19 protein-coding genes are annotated in these 24,212 nt (G+C 49.3%); 17 read left to right on the top strand and 2 right to left on the bottom strand.

Annotation, left to right across the window (positions count from 1 at the left end; all coding sequences use genetic code 11):
• The first annotated feature begins 1 nt into the window (after position 1).
• The 16 genes from mraY (at position 2) to WG89_RS19295 (ending at position 21,800) form a co-directional block, all read left to right on the top strand.
• Positions 2-1,084, top strand: coding sequence for a phospho-N-acetylmuramoyl-pentapeptide-transferase (mraY, locus tag WG89_RS19370; protein WP_062268909.1), 1,083 nt, complete (start codon positions 2-4; stop codon positions 1,082-1,084).
• A 102-nt stretch (positions 1,085-1,186) separates the two neighbouring features.
• Positions 1,187-2,542, top strand: coding sequence for a UDP-N-acetylmuramoyl-L-alanine--D-glutamate ligase (gene murD, locus WG89_RS19365; RefSeq protein ID WP_062268907.1), 1,356 nt, complete (start codon positions 1,187-1,189; stop codon positions 2,540-2,542).
• The gene (ftsW, locus tag WG89_RS19360) at positions 2,539-3,723 is read left to right on the top strand and encodes a putative lipid II flippase FtsW (protein WP_062268905.1); all 1,185 of its coding nucleotides are present in this window, start codon (positions 2,539-2,541) and stop codon (positions 3,721-3,723) included. The genes murD and ftsW overlap by 4 nt, the downstream gene beginning before the upstream one ends.
• Positions 3,720-4,808, top strand: coding sequence for an undecaprenyldiphospho-muramoylpentapeptide beta-N-acetylglucosaminyltransferase (murG, locus tag WG89_RS19355; RefSeq protein ID WP_062268903.1), 1,089 nt, complete (start codon positions 3,720-3,722; stop codon positions 4,806-4,808). The genes ftsW and murG overlap by 4 nt, the downstream gene beginning before the upstream one ends.
• Complete coding sequence (gene murC / locus WG89_RS19350) at positions 4,798-6,270, top strand: UDP-N-acetylmuramate--L-alanine ligase (RefSeq protein ID WP_062268902.1); 1,473 nt, start codon at positions 4,798-4,800, stop codon at positions 6,268-6,270. The genes murG and murC overlap by 11 nt, the downstream gene beginning before the upstream one ends.
• Positions 6,270-7,280, top strand: coding sequence for a D-alanine--D-alanine ligase (locus WG89_RS19345; protein WP_079253934.1), 1,011 nt, complete (start codon positions 6,270-6,272; stop codon positions 7,278-7,280). Before murC ends, WG89_RS19345 begins: the two co-directional genes overlap by 1 nt.
• Positions 7,252-8,031, top strand: coding sequence for a cell division protein FtsQ/DivIB (locus tag WG89_RS19340; protein ID WP_062268900.1), 780 nt, complete (start codon positions 7,252-7,254; stop codon positions 8,029-8,031). Before WG89_RS19345 ends, WG89_RS19340 begins: the two co-directional genes overlap by 29 nt.
• Before the next feature lie 92 nt (positions 8,032-8,123).
• A complete protein-coding gene (gene ftsA, locus WG89_RS19335; RefSeq protein ID WP_062268898.1) occupies positions 8,124-9,362 on the top strand; it encodes a cell division protein FtsA in 1,239 nt (412 codons plus the stop codon).
• 198 nt (positions 9,363-9,560) lie between these two features.
• On the top strand, positions 9,561-10,754 hold the full coding sequence (gene ftsZ, locus WG89_RS19330) for a cell division protein FtsZ (protein ID WP_062268896.1): 1,194 nt from the start codon (positions 9,561-9,563) through the stop codon (positions 10,752-10,754).
• Positions 10,755-10,847: 93 nt separating this feature from the next.
• On the top strand, positions 10,848-11,762 hold the full coding sequence (lpxC, locus tag WG89_RS19325) for a UDP-3-O-acyl-N-acetylglucosamine deacetylase (RefSeq protein ID WP_062268894.1): 915 nt from the start codon (positions 10,848-10,850) through the stop codon (positions 11,760-11,762).
• 524 nt (positions 11,763-12,286) lie between these two features.
• Entirely contained in the window at positions 12,287-13,222 is a 936-nt protein-coding gene (locus tag WG89_RS19320) for a M23 family metallopeptidase (RefSeq protein ID WP_062268892.1), read from the top strand.
• 432 nt (positions 13,223-13,654) lie between these two features.
• Positions 13,655-16,384 carry a preprotein translocase subunit SecA gene (secA, locus tag WG89_RS19315; RefSeq protein ID WP_062268890.1) on the top strand — a complete coding sequence of 910 codons (2,730 nt, stop codon included), beginning with the start codon at positions 13,655-13,657 and terminating at the stop codon, positions 16,382-16,384.
• Positions 16,385-16,585: 201 nt separating this feature from the next.
• The gene (gene aroA, locus WG89_RS19310; RefSeq protein WP_062268889.1) at positions 16,586-17,863 is read left to right on the top strand and encodes a 3-phosphoshikimate 1-carboxyvinyltransferase; all 1,278 of its coding nucleotides are present in this window, start codon (positions 16,586-16,588) and stop codon (positions 17,861-17,863) included.
• A 110-nt stretch (positions 17,864-17,973) separates the two neighbouring features.
• The gene (gene argJ / locus WG89_RS19305; protein WP_062268887.1) at positions 17,974-19,191 is read left to right on the top strand and encodes a bifunctional glutamate N-acetyltransferase/amino-acid acetyltransferase ArgJ; all 1,218 of its coding nucleotides are present in this window, start codon (positions 17,974-17,976) and stop codon (positions 19,189-19,191) included.
• A gap of 314 nt (positions 19,192-19,505) precedes the next feature.
• Positions 19,506-20,480, top strand: coding sequence for a Nudix family hydrolase (locus WG89_RS19300; protein WP_062268885.1), 975 nt, complete (start codon positions 19,506-19,508; stop codon positions 20,478-20,480).
• A 72-nt stretch (positions 20,481-20,552) separates the two neighbouring features.
• The gene (locus WG89_RS19295; RefSeq protein WP_062268883.1) at positions 20,553-21,800 is read left to right on the top strand and encodes a hypothetical protein; all 1,248 of its coding nucleotides are present in this window, start codon (positions 20,553-20,555) and stop codon (positions 21,798-21,800) included.
• Here WG89_RS19295 and yacG read toward each other — a convergent pair.
• Positions 21,789-21,983: a DNA gyrase inhibitor YacG gene (gene yacG, locus WG89_RS19290; RefSeq protein WP_062268881.1), complete on the bottom strand. Its 195-nt coding sequence runs from the start codon at positions 21,981-21,983 to the stop codon at positions 21,789-21,791. The genes WG89_RS19295 and yacG overlap by 12 nt on opposite strands.
• Before the next feature lie 51 nt (positions 21,984-22,034).
• Positions 22,035-22,958, bottom strand: coding sequence for an outer membrane protein assembly factor BamD (locus tag WG89_RS19285; RefSeq protein WP_062268879.1), 924 nt, complete (start codon positions 22,956-22,958; stop codon positions 22,035-22,037).
• A 325-nt stretch (positions 22,959-23,283) separates the two neighbouring features.
• On the opposite strand from WG89_RS19285, the gene rluD reads away from it, so the two are divergent.
• Positions 23,284-24,212 (top strand): 23S rRNA pseudouridine(1911/1915/1917) synthase RluD (rluD, locus tag WG89_RS19280; protein ID WP_062268877.1); only part of this gene is annotated, 929 nt, incomplete at its 3' end.

Raw genomic sequence — 24,212 nt, 5'->3', positions numbered from 1 at the left:
AATGCTGCTCTGGCTTGCGGATTTTCTGTCGCAATACTATCACGGCTTTGCTGTTTTTAAATACCTGACGCTCAGAGCGATTCTGGGGGTTCTTACCGCACTGGGGATGGGGCTCTGGCTGGGGCCTCATATGATTCGCCGGCTGAGCTATCACCAGATTGGCCAGTCCGTGCGTGATGATGGTCCAAAGTCTCATCTCAGCAAGGCGGGTACACCCACAATGGGTGGTGCACTGATTCTTGTTTGTATCGCTGTTAGTACATTGTTATGGGCCAATCTCAGTAATCGTTACATCTGGGTGGTTCTTCTGGTGACGGGCGTCTTCGGCATTGTTGGCTGGGTGGATGATTATCGTAAGGTGGTTGAGAAAAACTCAAGGGGTCTGCCCGCGCGCTGGAAGTTCTTCTGGCAATCGGTGGGAGGTCTGGGAGCTGCCATCTTCTTATATACGACAGCAAGTACACCGGTGGAAACCAGTCTGATTGTACCCTTCTTCAAGAATGTGGTGATCGACCTGGGGCCTTTCTTTATTGTGCTGGCTTATCTGACCATTGTCGGCTGCAGTAATGCCGTTAACCTGACCGATGGTCTCGATGGTCTTGCCATTATGCCTACTGTGCTGGTTGCAGCAGCACTGGCTATTTTTGCTTATGCCAGTGGTCATGCCAATTTTGCCCAATATCTGTTAATTCCTTTTGTGCCTGGTTCCGGTGAACTGGTGGTGTTCTGTGCAGCCATTGGCGGTGCCGGGTTGGCGTTCTTATGGTTTAACACTTATCCCGCTCAGGTCTTTATGGGGGATGTGGGTGCTCTGGCACTGGGTGCAGCGCTGGGTGTGCTGGCTGTTATTGTTCGCCAGGAAATTGTTTTGATAATTATGGGTGGTGTTTTTGTCATGGAGACCGTTTCGGTCATTCTGCAGGTGGCTTCATTCAAGCTCACCGGGCGCAGAATTTTCAGGATGGCTCCTCTGCACCATCATTTTGAACTCAAGGGGTGGCCAGAGCCCCGGGTCATTGTCCGTTTCTGGATCATTACCTTGATTCTGGTTTTGATTGGTCTTGCTTCTCTGAAGATTCGTTAATGCAGCCATGAGCAAAGAAAGTGATTTCGTACCTGCGGGATGAAATCACTTTCACGGTAAACAGTCATGAATAATGAAAGTATCTTTGTCAGGAAATAACGCGTGTCAGCACTGATTGGTTCAAATCGTACAAGAGTGATTGTCGGCCTGGGTAAAACCGGGCTGTCCTGTGTACGATTTCTTGCTGAAAAACAGCGCTCCTTTAAGGTTATGGATACTAGAGAGAGTCCTCCTGGTATTGATGAGCTCAGAAAGTCTTTTCCTGATGTGCCTGTCCACCTGGGGAGTTTGAATAAAGAGTGGCTGCTGGAAGCTGATGAACTGATTGTCAGTCCGGGGATTGCTTTGGCGACACCTGAAATCGCTGAGGCGATCGAGAAAGGTGCTGAAGTGGCAGGCGATGTCGAATTATTCTGTCGTGAAGTGGATAAGCCTGTCATAGCGATTACCGGCTCAAACGGCAAAAGCACAGTCACTACATTGTTGGGTGAGATGGCTGTTGAAGCCGGTTTGAATGTCGCCGTGGGTGGGAATATCGGCACTCCAGCGCTGGAGCTCCTTAAAAAGAAGGATGTAGATCTCTATATTCTCGAGCTGTCCAGCTTCCAGCTGGAAACGATTGAGTCTTTACGAGCCGCTGCCGCAACTGTATTGAATGTCAGCCCTGATCATATGGATCGCTATGAATCCATGGTCGAATACCATAAGGCGAAGCAGAGAATTTATCGGGGTTGCAAGCATGCTGTTTATAACAAGCAGGATGCATTGACCGTGCCGCTGCTTCCTCAGGCAACGCCTGCCACTGCGTTCACATCCGGAAAGCCGGATTTGAACGACTATGGGCTTATTGATGATGAAGAGGGCACATGGCTTTGCAAAGGTGTGCAGCGACTACTTAATACTACTTCGATGAAACTACCGGGTCGCCATAATCAGGTCAATGCACTATCGGCTCTGGCTCTTGGAGAGTCAGCGGGTATTCCGATGGAGCCGATGTTAAAAGCGTTGCAACGTTTTACTGGTCTTACTCATCGTTGCCAGTGGGTGGCCAAGAAAGACGGTGTGGTCTGGATCAATGACTCCAAAGCGACCAATGTCGGTGCTTCTGTTGCAGCTATTGAAGGATTGGGTGAAACCCTGACAGGTAAAATTGTTTTGATTGCGGGTGGTGACGGCAAAGGGGCTGATTTTCAACAGCTCAGGCAGCCTCTTCAAAAATATGGCAGAGAAGTGGTTCTGATCGGACGTGATGCACCCAATATTGAAAAAGCTGTGAGTGAGGTTGTGCCTGTAAATCATTCTTCAGACCTTGCTGCTGCAATTGCACGCGCGCATGAGATCAGTCAGAGTGGGGATGCAGTCCTGCTGGCCCCTGCCTGCGCTAGCTTTGACATGTTCCAAAGCTTTGAGCAGAGAGGTGAACTCTTTACGAGTATGGTCAGGGAGCGGCTTGCATGACATTACATCAGAAGCTCCTCAACGAAATTACTTCACCTTTTTCAAGTAAAAGCAGTGCTTTGGATTTTTCACTGCTGGGTGCGGTATTGGGGCTACTGGTTATAGGGCTGATCATGGTCAGTTCGGCTTCAATGGAGGTGGCGGGTAGCATGTACGCCAATCCATTTTATATTCTGATCAAGCAATGTGTATTTGTTTTTGCCGGATTGGTATTGATGGGCGGTATGTTGATGGTGCCTGTCAAGACTGTTGAAAAATACAGTTGGGTTTCTCTGTTCGGTGGCATGGGGCTACTGCTTCTGGTTCTGGTGGTTGGTAGGGAAATCAACGGCAGTGTGCGCTGGATTCCTTTAGGCTTTTTTAATCTCCAGGCCTCTGAAGCTGCAAAGCTGATGATTGTCGTTTATCTGGCGGCCTACCTGGTGCGTCGGCTGGATGAAGTCAGAACGAAATGGACCGGCTTTCTCAAACCTATGGCCATCCTGTCAGTCTCTTCGGTTCTTCTGCTGATGGAACCTGACTTTGGTGCCCTGGTGGTATTAATGGGGGCATCAATGGGTATGATATTTCTGGCTGGTGCAAGGCTCTGGCAGTTTATCATTCTCATCCTTTTGCTGGTTGGCTTTATTGTTCTTCTGATTGTTTTTGAGCCTTATCGAATGGCTCGTCTGGCTTCCTATATGGATCCCTGGGCCAATGCTTTTGGCAGTGGCTACCAGTTAACCCAATCGCTGATCGCCTTCGGCCGCGGTGAATGGTTTGGGGAAGGGCTGGGGAACAGTCTGCAAAAACTGTTTTATTTACCTGAAGCCCACACGGACTTTGTGTTTGCCGTACTGGCTGAAGAGTTTGGCGTGCTAGGGGCGGCTTCAGTGTTGACCCTGATTCTCTTTATTGCCTGGAGAGCCATGCAGATTGGTTTTAGGGCAGAAGCGAAAAAATTACTGTTTCATGGCTATGTGGCTTATGGCATTGGCTTGTTATTTGGCAGTCAGGCCTTGATCAATATTGGTGTGAATACCGGATTGCTGCCAACCAAGGGTTTGGCATTACCCCTGATCAGTTATGGGGGGAGTAGTCTTTTGATCAATTGTCTGGCTTTTGGATTGTTGCTGCGAATTGATTATGAACGACGGCAGTTTAATGTCGAAAAAGAGAAGAAAAGCAGGGGGGCGTCATGAATAATGCTGGCAAACCTACTGTATTGATAATGGCGGGTGGTACGGGAGGTCATATCTTCCCTGCATTGGCCACAGCCAGAGAGCTTGAGAAGCGAGGCTATGCCATACACTGGCTGGGTACCCCCAACAGCATGGAAGCCGAGCTGGTGCCCCGTCACGGTTTTGATATCAGTTTTATTCCAGTGACCGGTTTGCGGGGAAAAGGGTTGAGCTTTTTGCTTAAGGCGCCCTGGAAGCTGGCCGTGTCCCTCAGTCGTGCTCTAAAGGTTATACGAGATTGTAAGCCTGTTTGTGTATTGGGTATGGGCGGGTTTGTCACCGGTCCAGGTGGAGTAGCTGCACGTCTGGCAGGTGTGCCACTGGTGATTCATGAGCAGAACGCAGTGGCTGGCTTTACAAACAAAGTACTTTCAAGAGTTGCCAGGAAAGTATTGTTGGCATTTCCTGATGCATTTGGAGCAATGAATGGCTCCGGAAAATTTATTTTGACCGGTAATCCGGTTCGAACCGACATTGCTGATCTGGAAGTGCCTTCAGGTTTGCCTGGTCGAACTTTAAAACTGCTGGTTGTGGGTGGCAGCCGTGGTGCTGTAGCTATCAATGAGCTGGTGCCAAAAGTCCTGGCTCAGTTCAAAGGGAAGATTGAAGTCTGGCATCAGACTGGCAAAAACAACCTGGAAGCTACCCGTGAGCTCTACAGTGAGTATGGCGTTGAAGGTCGGGTCGAGCCTTTTATTGATGATATGGCATCGGCTTATCAATGGGCTGATCTGGTTCTGTGCAGATCGGGAGCCTTGACGGTTTCTGAACTGGCCATGGCTCAGAGAGCCGCAGTGTTGATTCCTTACCCCTATGCTGTTGATGATCATCAGACAGTTAATGGGCAGTATCTGGTCAATCAGGGGGCAGCCCTGATGGTCCAGCAAAAAGATTTGAGCGAGAGCTGTCTGACCGACATGTTAGAAAATATTGTGGGCAATCCTGAGCAGCTGGTCACTATGGCCAGGGCTGCGGGCAGTGTTGCCAAGCCTTTGGCTGCTGAAGAAGTCGCTGATCATTGTCTGGAGGTGGCTCATGCCCGCTAATAAACCTATTTTTCCTGTTGCTCCTATACCTGAAATGCGTCGTATAAAGCGTATTCACTTTGTCGGTATTGGTGGCTCGGGTATGTGTGGCATTGCTGAAGTTCTGAAAAATCAGGGCTATCAGATCTCTGGTTCGGACATTAAGCGCTCACCTGTGACCAAGCGCCTTGAAGATCAGGGCATTACCGTCTTTATTGGTCATGAGGCTGATAACGTAAAAGGTGCTGACGTAGTGGTAACGTCTACTGCGGTGGCTTCTGAAAACCCGGAAGTGGTTGAGGCCAGAGAGCGTCGTGTACCGGTTGTGCCCAGGGCAGAAATGCTGGCTGAGTTGATGCGTTACCGTCATGGTATTGCAGTGGCAGGCACTCATGGTAAGACAACCACGACCAGCCTGCTGGCTTCTGTGCTGGGTTACGGTGGTCTGGATCCTACTTTTGTTATTGGTGGTCGTCTGAATTCAGCCGGCACTAATGCTAAGTTGGGCGGGAGCCGCTATCTTGTTGCAGAAGCGGATGAGTCGGACGCTTCTTTCCTTCATTTGCAACCAATGGTCTCCATCGTAACCAATATTGATGCGGATCATATGGCGACATATGAAGGAGATTTTGGCAAGCTAAAGAAAACCTTTGTGGATTTTCTTCACAACCTGCCATTTTATGGTCTGGCAGTGGTATGTATAAACTGTCCTGTCGTTCAAGAACTGTTACCATTAATTAAACGACAAGTAATCACTTACGGTGAAAGTGAAGGGGCAGACTTCCGGGCCGTTAATATTCAGCAGAATGGCATGAAAACCCGTTTTGAACTGGAACGTAAATTAAACGACAATAAAAAGGTAAAAGTTGAGCTGAATATTCCGGGTCGACACAATGTTCTGAACGCACTGGCTACTTTCATAGTTGCATCAGATGAAGGGATGCCTGATGAAGTGATTTGTGAAGGTCTCAAGCAGTTTCAGGGCGTTGGCAGAAGGTTCCAGATCCAGGGACACTTCCAGTGTGAATCTGCTGAGGTTATGCTCGTAGATGATTATGGTCATCACCCTACGGAAGTGGCTGCAACCATTCAGGCGATTCGAGCCGGTTGGCCAGACAAAAGGCTGGTCATGGTTTATCAGCCTCACCGCTACTCGAGAACCCGGGATCTGTACGAAGATTTTGTAGAAGTTTTATCCCAGGTCGATGTGCTGCTTTTGATGGAGGTCTATCCCGCAGGAGAAGATCCGATTCCCGGTGCAGACAGTCGCAGTCTCTGTCGGAGTATTCGCCAGAGAGGTCAGTTGGAGCCTATCTTTATCTCCAGTCCTGATGAAGTGAACACTGTTTTGAAAGGTGTGGTAGAAGACCAGGATCTGGTACTCACACAGGGTGCCGGTGATATTGGTGCGCTGGCGGTGAGGCTGGCAGGTGAAATTGGAGAAAAGCTGGAAGAGTCCACTCAGGATGGAAGGGTAGCTTGATGATGTATAGCCAGGAGCAAGGCCTTGAGGCCGTGAATCCAAAAGCATTCGGCAAAGTGGCTGTATTGCTGGGCGGTTGCTCAGCCGAGAGAGAAGTCAGTTTGGCTTCAGGCAGTCGGGTTTTTGAAGCACTGCAACGAAGTGGTGTGGATTGCTGTCTGATTGACCCGGTTGAAGGTCTCGTGAGTCAACTGGCGGAACAAAAACCTGATCGTGTTCTGATCGCTTTGCATGGGCCTCGTGGTGAAGATGGTACCGTTCAGGGCTTGCTGGACCAAATGGATATTCCCTATGCCGGCAGTGACATTATGTCTTCAGCTCTGGCAATGGATAAGTACAGAAGCAAGTTGCTTTGGCAGGCTGTAGGTCTGCCAACTCCCGACTTTATGCTGATTGAACATGAAGCAAGCCTCGAATGCTGTGCGGAAATTCTGCCTGCTTTCGTAAAGCCCAGTCTGGAAGGTTCCAGTGTCGGAGTAACACGTGTCGATCGTGAGCAGGATTTGTTCCCTGCATGGGAACAGGCTTCTGAATATGGTGGCTCAGTTCTGGTCGAGAAGTTTGTGGAAGGGCCTGAGTTTACCGTTGCGATTCTCAACGGGCAGCCGCTTCCGGCTATAAGAATTGAGTCAGCTGAATCGTTCTATGACTACGACGCAAAATATGTGACCGGGAATACGCAGTACCACCTGCCTTGTGGGCTTTCCCAGAGCAAGGAGCAGGAATTACAGGCTCTGGCCCTGACAGCTTTTGAAACACTGGGCTGCTCAGGTTGGGGTCGTGTAGATTTCATGCAGGACGAAAGGGGACGTTTCTGGTTGCTGGAGGCTAATACTGTACCCGGCATGACTGAAACCAGCCTTGTGCCTATGGCGGCTAAGGCGGTTGGGCTGGATTTTGAAGCACTGGTTCTGGAAATTCTGAAATCTTCCCTTTCTCCGGCACGCCAGAAAGGGGCTGCGCTAAAGGGAAGTAAAGAGCTTGTTCAAGAAGAATCAGAAGCCCACTGAAGAATCGGGCAGGCGAAGTCGGGGAGCGAGTCGGGAGAAAGGTGGAGCAAAAGCTCGATCTTTTCCCTGGAAAAGCCTGTTGAGTCTCTCACTGGTTGTGATTCTGGCAGGAGGGCTGCTTTACTCCTGGCCTGTATTGATGAAGTGGGTTAATCAGCCGATAGCACGAGTGGAAGTGCGCTCAACGTTCAATTATCTGGAACGTGGTGAGGTAGAGAAACAGCTGGCTCCCTGGCTGGTCAACCGGTTCTTTTATCTCGATCTTGAAGAGATGCGGGAAGCGGTTTTGAGTATGCCCTGGGTCAGGGAAGCGAGCTTGCGAAGGGAGTGGCCAGATACTCTGGTGGTTCGTCTTGAAGAGCGCAAGCCCATAGCCCGCTGGCAGGAAGATGGTTTGATTGATGTGGACGGCGAGGTGTTTTTGCCGGGGTCGATGGAGGCATTTAACAAGTTGCCGAAACTGGCCGGGCCGGAAGATCGTTCACAGGATGTAATGCAGCAATACCTGGCTTTCAGTCAGGTGATCAGGCCACTGGGTGTTGCAGTCAGAGAATTGAAACTGAGCAGTACCGATTCCTGGTGGTTGAAAGTGGATCATGTCGGAGTCAATTTGGGGCGTGATCGCAGAATGGAAAGGTTGCAGCGATTCATCAGGTTGTATCATTCAAGACTTGATGAGAGCTGGCCGGATGTAAGGCGCGTTGACTTGCGTTATTTGAATGGGGCTTCAGTGGCCTGGAAACAACCGTGAATACCTGAGTTTTGGGTTTCACTGGTACTACTGGAGTAATGGGTTCGGCGCACTGACTATTACAGTTTGAGTGGTTTGGGAAGATAGATGCCATGACAACGGCAGATAACGGAAATTTAATCGTCGGACTCGACATTGGTACTTCCAAGGTCGTGGCGATCGTAGGTGAAATCACCGCGGATGGCCAGCTGGAAGTGATCGGGATCGGCTCGCATACCTCGCGAGGTCTCAAGCGTGGGGTGGTGGTCAATATTGACTCTACTGTCCATGCGATCAAAAGAGCGGTAGAAGAAGCTGAGTTGATGGCCGGTTGTCAGATCCACTCCGTCTATGCCGGTATAGCCGGCAATCATATTCGCAGTCTGAACTCTCACGGTATCGTGGCGATCAGGGAGAGGGAAGTCACTGGTGCGGATATTGATCGAGTGATTGATGCTGCTCAGGCTGTAGCGATTCCTGCTGATCAAAGGATTCTTCATATCCTGCCCCAGGAATATGTAATTGACACTCAGGAAGGTGTGAAAGAGCCACTGGGAATGTCTGGGGTGAGACTGGAAGCCAAGGTGCATCTCGTGACCTGTGCCGTGAATGCAGCACAAAATATTGAGAACTGTATCAAGCGATGTGGTCTGGAAGTAGATGACATAATTCTGGAGCAGCTGGCTTCCAGCTATTCCGTCCTTTCAGAAGATGAAAAAGAGCTGGGTGTATGTATGGTGGATATTGGTGGGGGAACCACTGATATCGCCATCTTCACTGAAGGGGCCATACGACATACCGCCGTTATCCCAATAGCGGGTGATCAGGTGACTAATGACATCGCTATGGCGCTGAGGACCCCGACGCAGCACGCAGAAGAGCTTAAGATTAAATACGCCTGTGCTTTGACTCAGCTGGCGGGTGCTGAAGATATGATCAAGGTTCCCAGTGTCGGTGACAGACCTGCCCGGGAGTTGTCCAGACAAGCACTGGCAGAAGTGGTAGAGCCCCGGTACGATGAGCTGTTTACCCTGATTCAGGCAGAACTGCGTCGCAGTGGCTTTGAAGATCTGATTCCTGCCGGTATTGTGCTGACAGGTGGCACCTCGAAAATGGAAGGTGCAGTTGATCTGGCGGAAGAGATTTTTCATATGCCAGTGAGGTTGGGTGTGCCTCAGGCTATACAGGGCTTGACAGATGTCGTATGCAATCCCATCTATGCGACAGGGGTTGGGCTGTTGCATTATGGGCTGAAGGCTCAGCAGGAAGGGCGCAGAGAATCTTCCGGATACAACAGGCAGGAAGAAAGCCTGCTCAATCGGCTGAAAAAATGGTTTCAAGGTAACTTCTGATTGAGGGGCTGATGCCATCAACAGAAGTTTTCGCTTACAAAAGACAGTGATCAGCATTGTCTTCGGCGAAAGAGGAATGCCCTGCAAGTGAAGTGAGATTATGCATTTTGCAGGGTGTTTTAAGGGAAAGTAAGCGAAGTGTTGTGGCAATGATTATTCAGAAAATATCCTGTTTACGGTGATAGAAAGGAGAGGGCCATGTTTGAACTGGTGGATAATGTACCGCAGGAAGCGGTGATAAAAGTCGTAGGCGTCGGTGGTGGTGGCGGTAACGCCGTATGCCACATGCTAAACAGTCAGCTTGAGGGTGTTGAGTTTGTCTGTGCCAATACAGATTCGCAGGCACTGAAAAAACAGCACCTTCAAGCTCACACTCATTTGCAGCTGGGTGCCAATATCACTCGTGGTTTGGGCGCTGGAGCGAACCCTGAAGTGGGTCGAGAGGCGGCAATGGAAGACAGAGACCGGATCGCGGAAGTGCTGACCGGCTCTGATATGGTTTTCATCACTGCCGGTATGGGTGGTGGAACAGGAACGGGGGCCGCTCCGGTAGTGGCTGAAATCGCCAGAGAAATGGGCGCTCTTACCGTTGCTGTTGTGACTAAACCTTTCTCATTTGAAGGTCGTCGCAGAATGTCAGTGGCTGAAGAGGGTTTGAATCAGCTGAAAGAGAGCGTAGACTCCCTGATCTGCATTCCAAACGAAAACCTGTTGCCCGTTTTGGGGCGTGATGTCAGTCTGCTGAATGCATTTGGTGCAGCCAATGATGTATTGCTTGGTGCTGTTCAGGGTATTTCAGAATTGATTACTCGTGACGGTCTGATTAACGTAGACTTTGCTGACGTGCGTACAGTTATGTCCGAAATGGGCATGGCTATGATGGGTACTGGCTCTGCTACAGGCAGTAACAGAGCGATTGAAGCAGCAGAACGTGCGATTCGCAGTCCTCTCCTGGAAGACGTTAATCTTCAGGGGGCTCGTGGCGTACTGGTCAATATTACTGCTGGTCTTGATCTTTCTGTGGGCGAATTCCACGAAGTAGGTGATACTGTACGTGAATTTGCTTCAGATAATGCCACCACAGTAGTTGGCACGGTTATTGATCCTGAAATGACCGATGAATTGAGAGTAACTGTTGTTGCAACCGGCCTTGGAGAAGGCGGCGAAAAGCAGGAGCAGGCACTTAAGGTGGTTGATGGGACCAAGTCCAAAGCGACACGTCCTGACGGTACCCTGAATCTCAAGGAGCTCGATATTCCTCCTCATGTTCGCAATAAAGCTGCTGAACAGCCTGAGGTTGAGGAAGTTGAAAAGCCCCGCAGGCAGGCACCATCAACTGACAATGTAGATTACCTGGATATACCGGCGTTTTTGCGTCGCCAGGCAGATTGAATGAATGACCGGTTGTGTCATATGTAACTTTTGTTACAATAGGTCGTTGCATTCAAATAACAGGGGCCTTTGAGGTCGCGGAATAGCGTTATCATGATCAGACAGCGTACCCTGAAAAATATTATTCGAGCTACGGGAGTGGGGTTACATTCCGGCGAGAAGGTCTATCTGACCCTGAAGCCGGCTCCCGTCGATACTGGCATCATTTTCTGCCGTACGGATCTCGATCCGGTGGTGGAAATCCCTGCGCGAGCAGAATATGTCGGACAAACTACCCTGTGTACCTCTTTGCAGAAAGACGGCACTCGGGTTGATACCGTTGAGCACCTGCTTTCGGCGATGGCAGGCCTGGGCATCGATAATGCCTATGTTGAAGTCAGCGCCCATGAAGTGCCAATTATGGACGGTAGTGCAGGTCCTTTTGTTTTCCTGATCCAGTCTGCTGGTATCCAGGAGCAGGAGGCTGCCAAGAAATTTATTCGCATCAAGAAAGAAGTCACTGTCACTGACGGTGAAAAGACGGCCACTTTCAAGCCTTATGACGGCTTCAAGGTCAGCTTTACCATCTATTTTGATCACCCGGTATTCAAAGGTCGTTCACAGACCTCTGAAATTGATTTTTCCAGCACTTCCTTCGTGAAGGAAGTGAGCCGTGCCCGTACTTTCGGATTCATGCGTGACGTTGAGTATCTGCGTTCACAGAATCTGGCTCTGGGTGGCAGCGTAGACAACGTGGTGGTGGTTGATGACTACCGCATTCTGAATGAAGACGGTCTGCGTTATCACGATGAGCTGGTTAAGCACAAGATTCTGGATGCTATCGGTGACCTGTATCTTCTGGGTAACAGTCTGATTGGCCAGTTTGTTGGCTACAAATCAGGCCATGAGCTGAATAACAAACTGGTTCGTTCTCTGCTTGAGAATGAAAGTGCCTGGGAAGTGGTGACCTTCGAGAATGCTGAAGTAGCACCGATTTCCTACCTCAAGCCGGTTGCGGTTAGCGCCTGATCGATATGAGGATGCGCTGATCGTCTTTCAAAAAAGGTCGCAACTGCGACCTTTTTTGGAATTCTGGACAGTGTTAAAAATCATGGCTTCGGGTTAGCTGAATGGGACTAAGTTTCCATGACAGAATAAAAGCATTTCGGCGGCCATGAGTGAGAAGTGCAGCTCATCTCAACTTATGGAAATGGCTACAAAGTCAGGAATTGTGGCATTTTGGTGCTGATGAGTAGATAAGAATAAGGAAATTGGAGAGCGACAGCAAAGTGACTTTTTTCATCGGGGTCCTGTAGTTTGCTTAAATATGTCAATTCTCCATATCTGAAAAGTGCTGTCCTTCCTCAGGACAGGTTATGGATATGACGCTCTATCGTCTTTTGCATTGAAGCCCAGGTGATAGTCAGCGAATTCCATAATAATAAAGTCAATACAGGTTGTTGGTTTGAGTCGACAATTGAATGTTCCGGATCTGGGTAGGGATTTGACAGGTCGGAGACTATAAAACCATTGGGAGTACAGGGCTTCCTTAAATGAAAGTCATTGTTGTAAAGCAAGATCACTCTCGAACGCAATCGTTCAGGGTCACAGGTCGCCGGTTGATGCTGGCTGCTATCTCCGCTGTTTCGCTCTGTATGATGCTGGGCGGAGGGGTTACCTATCTCTTTTTGAATTCTGAGTCGGGTGTGGTGCTGACCGAAGAGGGCTTGCAGCAGTGGCAGGAAACACTGAGTGGTCAGAAGAAAGAAGTTGAGAATGTTCGTTTGGCCGCTGAGCGTCAGATTGATGCCCTGACTATTCGTCTGGCCGAGTTGCAAGGTCGTATAACTCGCCTGGATGCGCTGGGTGAACGCTTAACGGTTTCAGCCAAGCTGGATGACGGTGAGTTCTCCTTTGATGAAGTTCCTGCCATTGGTGGGCCTGAAGAGCTGCCGGGCAGCGAATCTCTCTATGCAAAACCTTCCCTGATTGATGCCATTGATCAACTCTCCGATCAGATAGACAGTCGTGAACAACAGTTTGATATTCTCATCAGTCTGGTGGCCAACAGGGCGATCAGTGATGATGCCTTTGTTGCGGGTCTTCCTGTTAAGAAGGGTTGGCTTTCTTCGCGCTTTGGTCAGAGAACCGATCCTTTTACGGGTAAAAGAGCCTGGCACGCCGGTATTGATATGGCTGGTAAAAGAGGTTCGGACATTGTCGCTGTTGCGGCTGGCGTTGTCACCTGGTCTGGAGATCGCTTTGGTTATGGTCTGCTGGTTGAAATTAACCATGGTAATGGTTATGTCACCCGTTATGCCCACGCTCAAGCCAGTAAAGTGAAAGTTGGGGATATTGTGACTCGTGGTCAGACCATTGCAGAAATGGGAAGTTCTGGTCGCTCAACCGGCCCTCATGTCCATTTTGAGGTGATTCGTAATGGCAAACATGTGGATCCGCAGCGCTATATCTATCGGGCCAGCAAGTAAGTGTTTTCTTTAAGTAAGCTTGTTGCAAAGCCCACCCTGAACCATTGTCGGTAGTCCATCTTTTGTTAAACTAAGCAGGAAAACTGATCGTCTGAACTGACGATGAAAAAAAACGCCTGTTTACCCTTGAAACTCCTCCCTCTTGTCCTCATATCTTTTGCTGGCAGGTATAAATGCTTATGAGTCGCCAGAATATCTGCGATTTGTCGGTCTTGCCGTTAGCGTCGACCGTTGACGTCAGTCAATAAAACGCCATCTTGAGCTTTATGTTTATGGCTTGTGAAGCAATAAGGGCCAGATTTATAGCTAATATGGATGAGACTTTTGTGTGATTGTCATAGAATATTCGGCTGTAATTTAGCTTGTCTGCCCCACTCGGGATTGTCGACAAGAAAGGCAGCCCCGGAATCAGAGTGAGACTGTAACCAATCTATGTTAGCTTCGTTAGTCAAAAAAATTATCGGCAGCCGGAATGATCGCCAGCTGAAACGCATGGGCAAGCTGGTCAAACAGATCAATGCTCTGGAAGACCAACTGTCTGGTCTCAGTGATGAAGAACTCAGGGGTAAAACCCAGGCGTTCAGGGATCGCTATGAGCAAGGTGAAAGCCTTGACGCTCTATTGCCAGAAGCCTTTGCCGTAGTGCGTGAAGGCAGTAAGCGCAGCATGGGTATGAGGCATTTCGATGTCCAGCTGATCGGTGGTATCACTCTGCATGAAGGTCGCATTGCGGAAATGAGGACCGGTGAAGGTAAGACGTTGATGGCAACTCTGCCTGTCTACCTGAACGCAATTACCGGTAAGGGTGTCCATGTTGTTACCGTCAACGACTATCTGGCCAGTCGTGATGCCCAGTGGATGAGCACTCTTTATGAGTTCCTGGGGCTGACGGTCGGTGTTGTTGTCCCTCAGCAGTCTCCGGAAGAGAAGAAGGCGGCTTATCAGGCTGACATTACTTACGGTACCAACAACGAATTCGGTTTCGACTACCTGCGTGACAACATGGCCTTCCGTAAGGAAGACAAGTTCCAGCGTGAACTCCACTTCTCAGTGGTCGATGAGGTCGACTCCATCCTGATTGACGAAGCCCGTACTCCGCTTATCATCTCGGGTCCTGCTGAAGATTCTTCTGAACTGTACAAACAGATGAACAGGCTGGCTCCTCAGCTCAAGAAGCAGGAAGGTGAGCTGGAAGAAGGTGAAGAACCCACCGGTCATTATCTGGTGGATGAAAAGACCCGTCAGGTTGAGTTGACTGAAGTAGGTCACCTGTTTATTGAAGAACAGTTGCAGAAACTGGGTCTGCTGCCTGAAGGTGAAAGCCTTTACTCTGCCCATAACCTTAATATGCTGCACCATGTGAATGCGGCGCTGAAAGCTCATGTTCTGTTTACACGCAATGTAGAGTACATCGTTGCTGAAGGTGAAGTGCTGCTGGTTGATGAGCACACAGGCCGAACCATGCCGGGCCGTCGTCTGTCTGAAGGTTTACATCAGGCTCTGGAAGCAAAAGAAGGCCTGAGCATTCAGGCTGAGAGCCAAACGCTGGCTTCCACTACCTTCCAGAACTACTTCCGTCTCTATGAAAAACTGTCAGGAATGACAGGTACTGCGGATACTGAAGCCTTCGAATTACGCCAGATTTACGGTCTGGACGTTATTGTTATTCCGACCCATAAACCTATGGTTCGTAAAGATGGCAACGATCTGGTGTATCTGACCATCGGAGAGAAGTACGACGCCATCATCGCGGATATCAAGGAAACCGTGAAGGAAGAGCGTCCGGTTCTGGTGGGTACGGCTTCCATTGATTCTTCTGAACTGCTTTCCAATGCCTTGAACAAGGCAAAGATTCCGCACAATGTCCTGAACGCCAAGTTCCACGAGAAGGAAGCGGAAATCATTGCCCAGGCCGGTCGTCCCGGAGCCATTACCATTGCTACCAACATGGCGGGTCGTGGTACGGATATCATCCTCGGTGGTAGTTGGGAGGCTGAACTGGCTGCTCTGGATAATCCAACCCAGGAGCAGGAAGACCAGATCAAGTCCGACTGGCAGAAGCGACACAAAGGCGTGCTGGAAGCAGGCGGTCTTCATATCATTGGTACTGAGCGTCATGAGTCCCGTCGTATTGATAACCAGCTCCGTGGTCGTGCTGGTCGTCAGGGTGACCCGGGTTCTTCACGCTTCTACCTGTCTCTGGAAGACAGCTTGATGCGTATCTTTGCCTCTGACCGGGTCAAGAACTTCATGAAAGCTCTGGGCATGGAAAAAGGTGAAGCTATTGAGCACCGCATGGTGACCAATGCTATCGAAAAGGCTCAGCGAAAAGTCGAAGGTCGCAACTTTGATATTCGTAAGCAGCTGCTTGAGTATGATGATGTGGCGAATGACCAGCGTAAGGTGGTCTACAAACAGCGTGATGAGCTGCTGAATTCAGAGAATGTACAATCCAGCATTGAAAGTATGCGGGATGAAGTGGTTAACGACACTATTTCTCAGCATATCCCACCTGAGAGTCTTGAAGAGCAGTGGGACGTTAAAGGTCTGGAGCAAAAGCTGGGTGCCGAGCTGGCTATTCAGCTGCCAATCCAGAAATGGCTGGATGAAGACGACAAGCTTGAAGAAGAAGGTCTGAGGCAGAAAATTCTGGATGAGGTGGTCACCAGCTACCAGCAGAAGGAAGAGATGGCCGGTGAAGAGCCTCTGAGAAACTTCGAGAAGCATATTCTCATGCGTGTTCTGGATGACAAGTGGAAAGAGCATCTGGCCACTATGGACCACCTGCGTCAGGGTATTCATCTGAGGGGATATGCCCAGAAGAATCCCAAGCAGGAATACAAGCGTGAAGCCTTTGAGCTGTTCCAGTCCATGCTGGAAGAGATCAAAACTGATACTATTCGTATTCTTTCCCATGTTCAGGTCCAGCAGGACGACAAAACTGAAGAAATGGAAGAGCAGCGTCGTCAGGAGCTGGTTCGCCGCATGCAATTCCAGCATGATCAGGCTCAAGGCCTGGCTGAAGAGTCGGAAGAAGAAGGTGAGCTGCCAGAAGGTGTCAGTGAACCCTTTGTTCGTGAGAGCCGTAAGGTAGGTCGTAATGAGCCTTGCCCATGTGGTTCAGGTAAAAAATACAAGCAGTGCCATGGTAAAATTGTTTAAACCTGACAGCTGACTTTTATTGAGAAACAGGCCGCTTTTGTGGCCTGTTTCTTTTTGCTGAGGAAGTTTTTTATCTCTCGTGAATGGTCAGAAAATTTAAGGGGCTCATTGCTGTTTTATACTCTGTTTTACATCAGCTGATTTATTGATGTATTAGGGTATAATCGTTGCTCCATATCATTCAGCCAGATAAGAAATCCAATGGAGCAACTTGTATTAAAGCCCATCTCCCGTGTGCAGGGAGAAGTCTCTATTCCTGGCTCAAAAAGCCTGTCCAATCGTATTCTGTTGCTTGCAGCTCTAGCTGAAGGCACCACAACGATTACCAATCTGCTGGACAGTGATGATGTCCGCCATATGCTCAAAGCCCTGAAAGATCTGGGTGTTCACTATCAACTTTCTGAAAATAATACGGTTTGCAAAATTACCGGTTTGGCAGGTCCTCTGGGGGCGGGTCAAACGCTTAGTATGTTCCTGGGAAATGCCGGAACAGCAATGAGGCCTCTGACCGCCGCCTTATGTCTGGGGAGTGGTGAATATACCCTGACCGGAGAGCCCCGGATGTATGAGCGCCCGATCGGCGACCTGGTGTCCTGCCTCAGGGAAGCGGGTGCAGAGATTGAGTATCTGGGTGAAGAAAATTATCCCCCGCTGAAGATTTCAGGCACAGGTTTGAAAGGCGGTGACGTCAGCATCAGGGGGGATATCTCCAGTCAGTTCCTGACAGCGATGTTGATGGCTGCTCCCATGGCAGAAAACAAAACTGTTATTACAATTGAGGGAGAGCTTGTCTCCAAACCCTACATCGACATTACGCTCTCGGTTATGAAGCGCTTTGGTATTGAAGTTGAGAATAATCAATACCAGAGTTTTGTCGTAGAAGGTGGGCAGACTTATTGTTCACCGGGTGAAATTATGGTGGAAGGGGATGCTTCTTCTGCTTCCTACTTCCTGGCTGCTGCAGCCATCGGTGGCAAACTCAGAGTGCATGGAACCGGTAATGCCAGTGTTCAGGGTGATGCAAGGTTTGCTGAAGTTCTGGAACAAATGGGCGCCAAGGTCACTTGGAGTGACTACTGGATTGAAGTGGAAAAAGGTCAGCTAAAAGGGGTTGATGTTGATCTGAACCATATCCCTGACGCGGCTATGACCATCGCGACCACCGCTTTGTTTGCAGAAGGTCAGACGGCTATCCGTAATATCTATAACTGGAGAGTGAAAGAGACTGATCGTCTTTCTGCTATGGCAACTGAACTACGCAAAGTGGGGGCTGAAGTAGAAGAGGGGGAAGATTACATCGTGATTAACCCTCCTGAACAGGTCACCTCGGCAGCCATCGACACCTATGATGACCACCGAATGGCCATGTGTTTCTCTCTGGCGGCATTCGGTGGCACACCTATTACGATCAATGATCCGGGTTGCACCTCAAAAACCTTCCCAACCTATTTTCAGATATTTGAAGAAATTTGTGAATAAATAGTTACAATTATCGAATAATTAACTATAACTGTGTGTCGAAATGCCAGTGAGCCAAAACTCACTGGCCAGATTTTTTCAGTGGAAAAAAGACAGGAGATGGAAAAGCCATGGCAGTAGGACCAGAGAGCTGGCCAGAAATGCTTCCGGTGAATGGATTTCGTCTGGGGACAGCTAAAGCAGGTATTAAGAAGCCGAATCGTCGTGACCTTGTCGTCATGAACTGGGATCAGGGCTCATCCGTTGCCGGTGTATTTACCCTGAATCGCTTTTGTGCTGCACCTGTCCATCTTGCCAAAGCTCGTTTGACGGGTGTTCCTGAATACTTTGTCATCAATACCGGCAATGCCAATGCCGGTACAGGTGAGCAAGGTATGAAAGATGCAGTTGAGGTCTGTCAAAGTCTGGCTGAAATAGCCGGTGTCTCAGAAGAAAAAGTTCTGCCTTTTTCAACGGGTGTTATAGGTGAACCTTTACCCGTCGATCGAATTCACTCTGGCCTGCCGACGGCTTTTTCTGAATTAGCTGAAGACGGCTGGAGGGATGCTGGCGAAGGTATTCTGACAACAGATACACGCCCCAAGGGTGCGAGCTGTCAATTCGAACTGGATGGTGAAACTTTCACAGTTACAGGCATCAGTAAAGGCTCAGGCATGATTAAGCCGAATATGGCTACCATGCTGGCTTTTATTGCGACTGATGCCTCTGTGGATCAGACGGTTCTTCAAAAGCTCTTGAATGATGCGGTAAATCTGTCGTTTAACAGGATTTCAGTGGACGGTGATACCTCCACTAACGATTGCTGTATGTTGGTGGCAACAGGTAAAGCAGGTAATGAGCCGTTGATTGATTCGGAAGGGGCTCTATATCACAGTTTGAAAAATGCGATAGAACAAGTAGCAGTCACTCTGGCACAAGCCATCGTCAAGGATGGAGAAGGGGCGACCAAGTTTGTAACCATTCAGGTGGAGCAGGCCGGGAGTGTCGCTGATGCTCTTGAAGTGGCTTATACCATTGCCCACTCGCCTTTGGTGAAAACTGCGTTGTTTGCCAGTGACCCTAACTGGGGGCGCATTCTGGCGGCTGTTGGAAGAGCTGAGATCAGTGAGTTGAATATTGATAGAGTGGCCATCTGGTTAAACGACGTTTGTATTGTTGAAAACGGCGGTGTAGCCAGCACTTACACTGAAGAACAAGGTGAGAAGGTCATGAGTCAGGAAGAGATAATGATCCGGGTTCAACTTGGAGCAGGCTCTGTCAATGAGACTCTCTGGACAACAGACCTTTCTCATGAATACGTTCGTATTAACGCAGAGTACCGAACCTGAGAACGTTTCTGGCAACCTGTATTGAGCGGGTTGTCAGAATTCTTAATCACGGCATAACCATCTCGATTCTATTTGTATCTACCAATCCTGGTAGCTCTTAGACTTTTTAGCTACCAGTACCTGAGTTTTCTATTGGTAAAAAAAGCCTGTCCTGTTGATACTGATAGGGTTTGGTGATTTATGAAGCGTTGCGCTGACAATGACGTGTGTATTGTTCTTCAAAAAACGCTTGATAAGATAATGCGGCCAATATCAATCTTTCGTGCATACTCACTTATTCACGGCGGACTCAACTCTATTACAGGCAATTGCTTATGTCTTCAGAAAATCAGACTGGTGCCAGGAAGGTGGTGCATGTCGCTGTGGCTGTCATTCGAGGGGAAGACGGCAGAATTCTCATTGCCCGTCGTCCAGATGATAAACACATGGGAGGCTATTGGGAGTTTCCCGGAGGCAAGGTCGAAGAAGGAGAGTCCATTACTTCGGCCTTGAATCGTGAGCTTAAGGAAGAACTGGATATTGAAGCAGGACACTTTCAGAAGCTGATATCTATTCGACATGATTATCCTGACAAGTCGGTATTCCTGGATACCTGGTGGGCGGAAGATATTAATGGTGAGCCCAGGGGTAATGAAGGGCAGGAGATTCGCTGGGTAGAGCTCAAGGAGTTAACTGAGCTGGAATTTCCTCCTGCCAACGGGCCGATTATTACTGCAGCACTATTGCCAAACCGATACATGGTTACGGGTCAATTTGATTCGGCGGCAGAACTGCTGGAAAAGGTCAGTTGTCAGATTGAGCAGGGTGTGGAACTGATCCAGTTTCGAGCGCCCTGGCTGGATGAGTCGACCTATTCGCATTTAGCCAGAGAGTTGCACCATCTTTGTCGGGAAACCGGGGCCAGACTGCTTCTCAAGGGAGGGCCAGAGGTTCTTGCTGAATCATGGTGTGATGGGGTGCATTTGATGTCAAAGCAGTTGGAAAATGGTCTTGCGTGGCGTGATGCCTGCAAGCCAGAGCAGTGGCTGGCAGCTTCCTGTCACAATAGAGATCAGATAGAGCAGGCGGTTGCTGCAGGTGTCGATTTTATAACATTGTCCCCAGTGAAACCCACGAAGACCCATCCTGAGGGTGAACCCATTGGCTATGCAAATGCCAGAGAACTCACAGAAGGCTGCCCTGTGCCTGTCTATTGGTTGGGTGGTCTTGAGCTGGAGGATGAACAGGAAGTGATTGACTCTGGTGCTCAGGGGATAGCCGCCATTGGTGCGTTCTGGGCTCAGTCATGAAGGGCTAATTAATTGTTTTAACGATACGAGCCACCTACTCTTAATAGAGATGAAAGACTTGCAGGGAAGCAAATGTCTCACCCACGCATCGAGCCTGGCAATAGTACTTCAACTACAGGCCTGCCCAAAGATTTAACATCTCAAACCTCTCCATCCTCATCCCATGATTCTCTGGGAAGATCTATTGACTCATTGGCAAACACGCCAACCACTGAAGGGTTGCATGATGAGTCAACGGCTCATGATCAGCGGCAGTTACACGAGAGAGGCATTACCTATTATCAGCAGACTGGACAAGATAGGGCGAATATTCTTCCTTCAATTAATGACCGGCCGTTCCAGGAGTATTGGGAAAAGGCTCCCGGAAAGGTTCAACCTGGCGTTGTTGACCATAAGTTAATGCGAGTTAAGAAAGAGGCTGCTGAAACTGAAAAAGATGCAGAGCTGCGCAAGGCTGGAGTTAAAGAAGATGTCTGGCATGTCAAAACGCCAGGGCATGAGAGTCGGGCGGAAAAGTTTAAACGACTGTTGCAAAAGGTCATCTTCCTGATCACTGGAAAGTCCTACAAGGCTCATTTTTACGACGATAGAAAGGTTCTGGCTCAAAGAGAGTGTCTGGCAGCGGAAGCTTATAAGAAAGCCATGGGGTATGGTCAGGAGTATATCTATCGATACAGTCTGGATGAAGCTCGCCAGGATCACTGTGTCGCGTCCAAGGATTTGGAAGGATATTATCCAGGTAATACTTTTTTTCATCAGACATTATTTCCCTCGATCTGTCAGTTTACCGATGATCATAATCCTGCCACCAACCTTGTGATGCGACGCTTTCTGTTAGGTGATCAGGATTATCTGAAGCTCGATAACTACCTCTTCAAACAAGCTGAGGGTGAGGAGCTGGCTAACGTTGAAGAGGGAGAGGAGCTGCTGACAGGTAAGCTGGTGAGTATAGATTTTGGTATGTCTTTTTATAATCGTTTTTCCCTTCCCAAAGATTGCACATTGGATCAGTTCGCTCAAAAGCTCATGCGGCCTTCAAGGCTACACAGGATGCAATACAGGGGGCAGAAAACCCTTCTGACTATGGTTGGGCAAATGCCGAAAGAGCAAGTGGACCGATCTATACGGCTGGCTTTACAAAGAGTGGCCAGTCTGACGGATCAACAGCTGGGTGAGCTGGCTCAACATATGCATCAACCAGAAGTTCGTGAAGCCATGTATGATGTTTTGAAGTTCAAGCGCGCTCAGGCAAAAGCTCTGCTGGAGCAAGAGCCTTGGCCTATAGAACTGGGGGCAGGAAGAGGTTTCTCAGTGCTTTAGATCGTCGATATCGCTCGACATCAGGTCATCAAAGGTTGGGCTACCAGGAATTGAACGTTCTTCGTTGGCCCAGGCTCCCAGATCGATCAATTTGCAGCGTTCAGAGCAAAAGGGTCGAAACTTGTTTTCTTTCTTCCATTCCACATCTTTGCCGCATTTCGGGCACTTCACTGTTGTAGGCATTGGCTTGATACACCGGGAAAAAGGTGGCTTCCAGCAGGAAGCCACGGGGAATTACTGTTCGTCTTGGGCAGGAGGCTCAGGGGCTTTCGGGGTCTGCATTTTCTGCTTTTCAATGCCAGAGTCACCCAGCAGGCCAAAGGTCACGGTGTAAAGCAGTGATGGGTCTACGTCTCCAAAAGACTGGTAGCCAATGAATTCACCCTGCTCATTAAGCAGTTTGGAATTCGGGAAGTTCAGCTTCAGAACTTCAAGGGTTTCATTGGCAGGTTCGATCAGACCCAGTCGCTGATAACCTTCCACCATTACGCCCAGGGCTGGTTCAACTGCAGGGGTTTTCTGCATGTTCTCAACCACATACTTTCCGCGGTTAACCGCAGCAACATAAGCTTTACGCTTCATGTAGTAATTGGCTGCGTGAATTTCATACTCGGCCAGACGATTTCTGAGAGCAACCATACGTTGGCGGGCATCCGGAGCGTATTTACTGTCTGGATAGCGTGTCAGCAGTTCACGGAATTCGTTAAAGGACTGACGTGCCTGACCTGGGTCACGCTTGGTGTTATCCAGAGGCAGGTAGCGCTCAATCAGACCCATGGCGGCCGTGTTGGAAGCCAGGCCCTTCATGTAATAGGCATAATCTGCATTGGGATGCTGAGGGTGCAGACGCAGAAAACGGTCTGCAGCAGCACGGGAAGCCTCAGGCTCCACATTCATGAAGTAGGCGTAAATCAGATCCAGCTGAGCCTGCTCAGCAAAAGAGCCGAAGGGGTAGCGAGACTCAAGAGTACGCAGTCGCTCTATGGACTGTGAGTAATTCTTGTTATTCAGGGACTGGTTGGCCATCTGGTACAGTTCGGCCTCAGTCAGGGATTCCGGGAGTTTCTCTTTCTCGGGGGTTGATGAGCATCCTGCCAGAACCACCGCAGCAAGGAACAGACAAATCAGGCGCGAATATGTGGTTTTGAGTATTGTCATGATGTTTACAGTTTCCGTACTCCGGCATGATTGTGAGGGGAACCACTGTGGCAAGTCTCCCCTGATCGTTTGGCAGGGAAGCAGGTTTTATAAAGTTTTGAGCATAGCTCAGCCTGCTTCCTTCGGTGTGATAAACTACCTGCCTTTATCCAAACTAATTTAAACACAGTCCGCTGTAAAACGAAAAGAAACTGGGTCTTTTAATGTCATTCTTTCATTTTCTGACAGACCCTGCTTTTTCATAACCCTGTTCATACAAAGAATATGGGGAAGGGGGGTGAGACCCTGATTTCGTTTATTGGCGATAAAACTTGAGTAGTGCTTAATGAGTGAGCAGATCAATCAGCAGGTGGTGGTACCTGATGAGCTGGGGAGTAAAAGACTGGATCAGATTGCTGCCAGCTGTTTTCCGGACTTTTCCAGAGCTCGTCTTCAGGAGTGGATCAAAAACGGCGATCTGCTGGTGAATGGCCAGAAGAAAAAGCCTAAAGACAAGCTGGTGGGCGGTGAGGAGTTGATACTCAGCGTTGAGGTGGAAGACGAAGAGCGCTGGGAACCAGAGAATATTCCCCTGGATATTGTTTTTGAAGATGATGCCATTCTGGTGATCAACAAGCCTGTGGGGCTGGTGGTGCATCCTGCAGCAGGTAACTATTCAGGCACTTTGCTCAACGGTCTGCTCTATCATTATCCGGATATTGCTTCGGTACCAAGAGCTGGCATTGTTCATCGTCTGGACAAAGACACCTCCGGATTAATGGTGGTCGCAAAAACACTGGCCGCTCATACGGATCTGGTGGGCCAGCTTCAGGATCGTACTGTTAGCCGAGAGTACGAAGCTGTCACTCAGGGGGTGATGACTGCTGGGGGAACAGTGGATGAGCCTATTGCCCGTCACCCGACTCATCGTCTTCGTATGGCGGTTGTAGCCAGCGGCAAACCTTCTGTGACCCACTATCGGGTGCTGGAGAAGTTTGCGGCCCATACCCATGTGCGTTGCAAACTGGAAACCGGTCGTACTCATCAGATTCGTGTCCATATGAGCCATATCCGCTTTCCACTGGTAGGCGATGATCTGTATGCTGGACGACTGCGAATTCCCAAGGGCTGCACTGCTGTTCTGGAGGAGGCGCTGAGAGGCTTCAGACATCAGGCACTGCATGCCAGAAGGCTGGGTCTGATGCATCCGGTCACTGACGAGTACATGGAATGGGAAGCCCCGTTGCCGGAAGACTTTGCGGACCTTTTGAAAGT

It is taken from the genome of Endozoicomonas arenosclerae (assembly GCF_001562015.1).
Classification (GTDB): Bacteria; Pseudomonadota; Gammaproteobacteria; order Pseudomonadales; family Endozoicomonadaceae; genus Endozoicomonas_A; species Endozoicomonas_A arenosclerae.
Note: the sequence above shows the minus strand (reverse complement) of the source record. Positions and strands in the feature narration are given on the sequence as shown.

What these genes read in the sequence shown, in the direction of transcription:
- WG89_RS19300 (WP_062268885.1), top strand. Translation starts at nt 19,506, where the DNA reads ATGTCTTCAGAAAATCAGACTGGTGCCAGGAAGGTGGTGCATGTCGCT.
- murG (WP_062268903.1), top strand. Translation starts at nt 3,720, where the DNA reads ATGAATAATGCTGGCAAACCTACTGTATTGATAATGGCGGGTGGTACG.
- WG89_RS19345 (WP_079253934.1), top strand. Translation starts at nt 6,270, where the DNA reads ATGATGTATAGCCAGGAGCAAGGCCTTGAGGCCGTGAATCCAAAAGCA.
- murC (WP_062268902.1), top strand. Translation starts at nt 4,798, where the DNA reads ATGCCCGCTAATAAACCTATTTTTCCTGTTGCTCCTATACCTGAAATG.
- WG89_RS19285 (WP_062268879.1), bottom strand. Translation starts at nt 22,958, where the DNA reads ATGACAATACTCAAAACCACATATTCGCGCCTGATTTGTCTGTTCCTT.
- ftsA (WP_062268898.1), top strand. Translation starts at nt 8,124, where the DNA reads ATGACAACGGCAGATAACGGAAATTTAATCGTCGGACTCGACATTGGT.
- lpxC (WP_062268894.1), top strand. Translation starts at nt 10,848, where the DNA reads ATGATCAGACAGCGTACCCTGAAAAATATTATTCGAGCTACGGGAGTG.
- secA (WP_062268890.1), top strand. Translation starts at nt 13,655, where the DNA reads ATGTTAGCTTCGTTAGTCAAAAAAATTATCGGCAGCCGGAATGATCGC.
- WG89_RS19320 (WP_062268892.1), top strand. Translation starts at nt 12,287, where the DNA reads ATGAAAGTCATTGTTGTAAAGCAAGATCACTCTCGAACGCAATCGTTC.
- ftsZ (WP_062268896.1), top strand. Translation starts at nt 9,561, where the DNA reads ATGTTTGAACTGGTGGATAATGTACCGCAGGAAGCGGTGATAAAAGTC.
- aroA (WP_062268889.1), top strand. Translation starts at nt 16,586, where the DNA reads ATGGAGCAACTTGTATTAAAGCCCATCTCCCGTGTGCAGGGAGAAGTC.
- ftsW (WP_062268905.1), top strand. Translation starts at nt 2,539, where the DNA reads ATGACATTACATCAGAAGCTCCTCAACGAAATTACTTCACCTTTTTCA.
- mraY (WP_062268909.1), top strand. Translation starts at nt 2, where the DNA reads ATGCTGCTCTGGCTTGCGGATTTTCTGTCGCAATACTATCACGGCTTT.
- yacG (WP_062268881.1), bottom strand. Translation starts at nt 21,983, where the DNA reads ATGCCTACAACAGTGAAGTGCCCGAAATGCGGCAAAGATGTGGAATGG.
- argJ (WP_062268887.1), top strand. Translation starts at nt 17,974, where the DNA reads ATGGCAGTAGGACCAGAGAGCTGGCCAGAAATGCTTCCGGTGAATGGA.
- WG89_RS19295 (WP_062268883.1), top strand. Translation starts at nt 20,553, where the DNA reads ATGTCTCACCCACGCATCGAGCCTGGCAATAGTACTTCAACTACAGGC.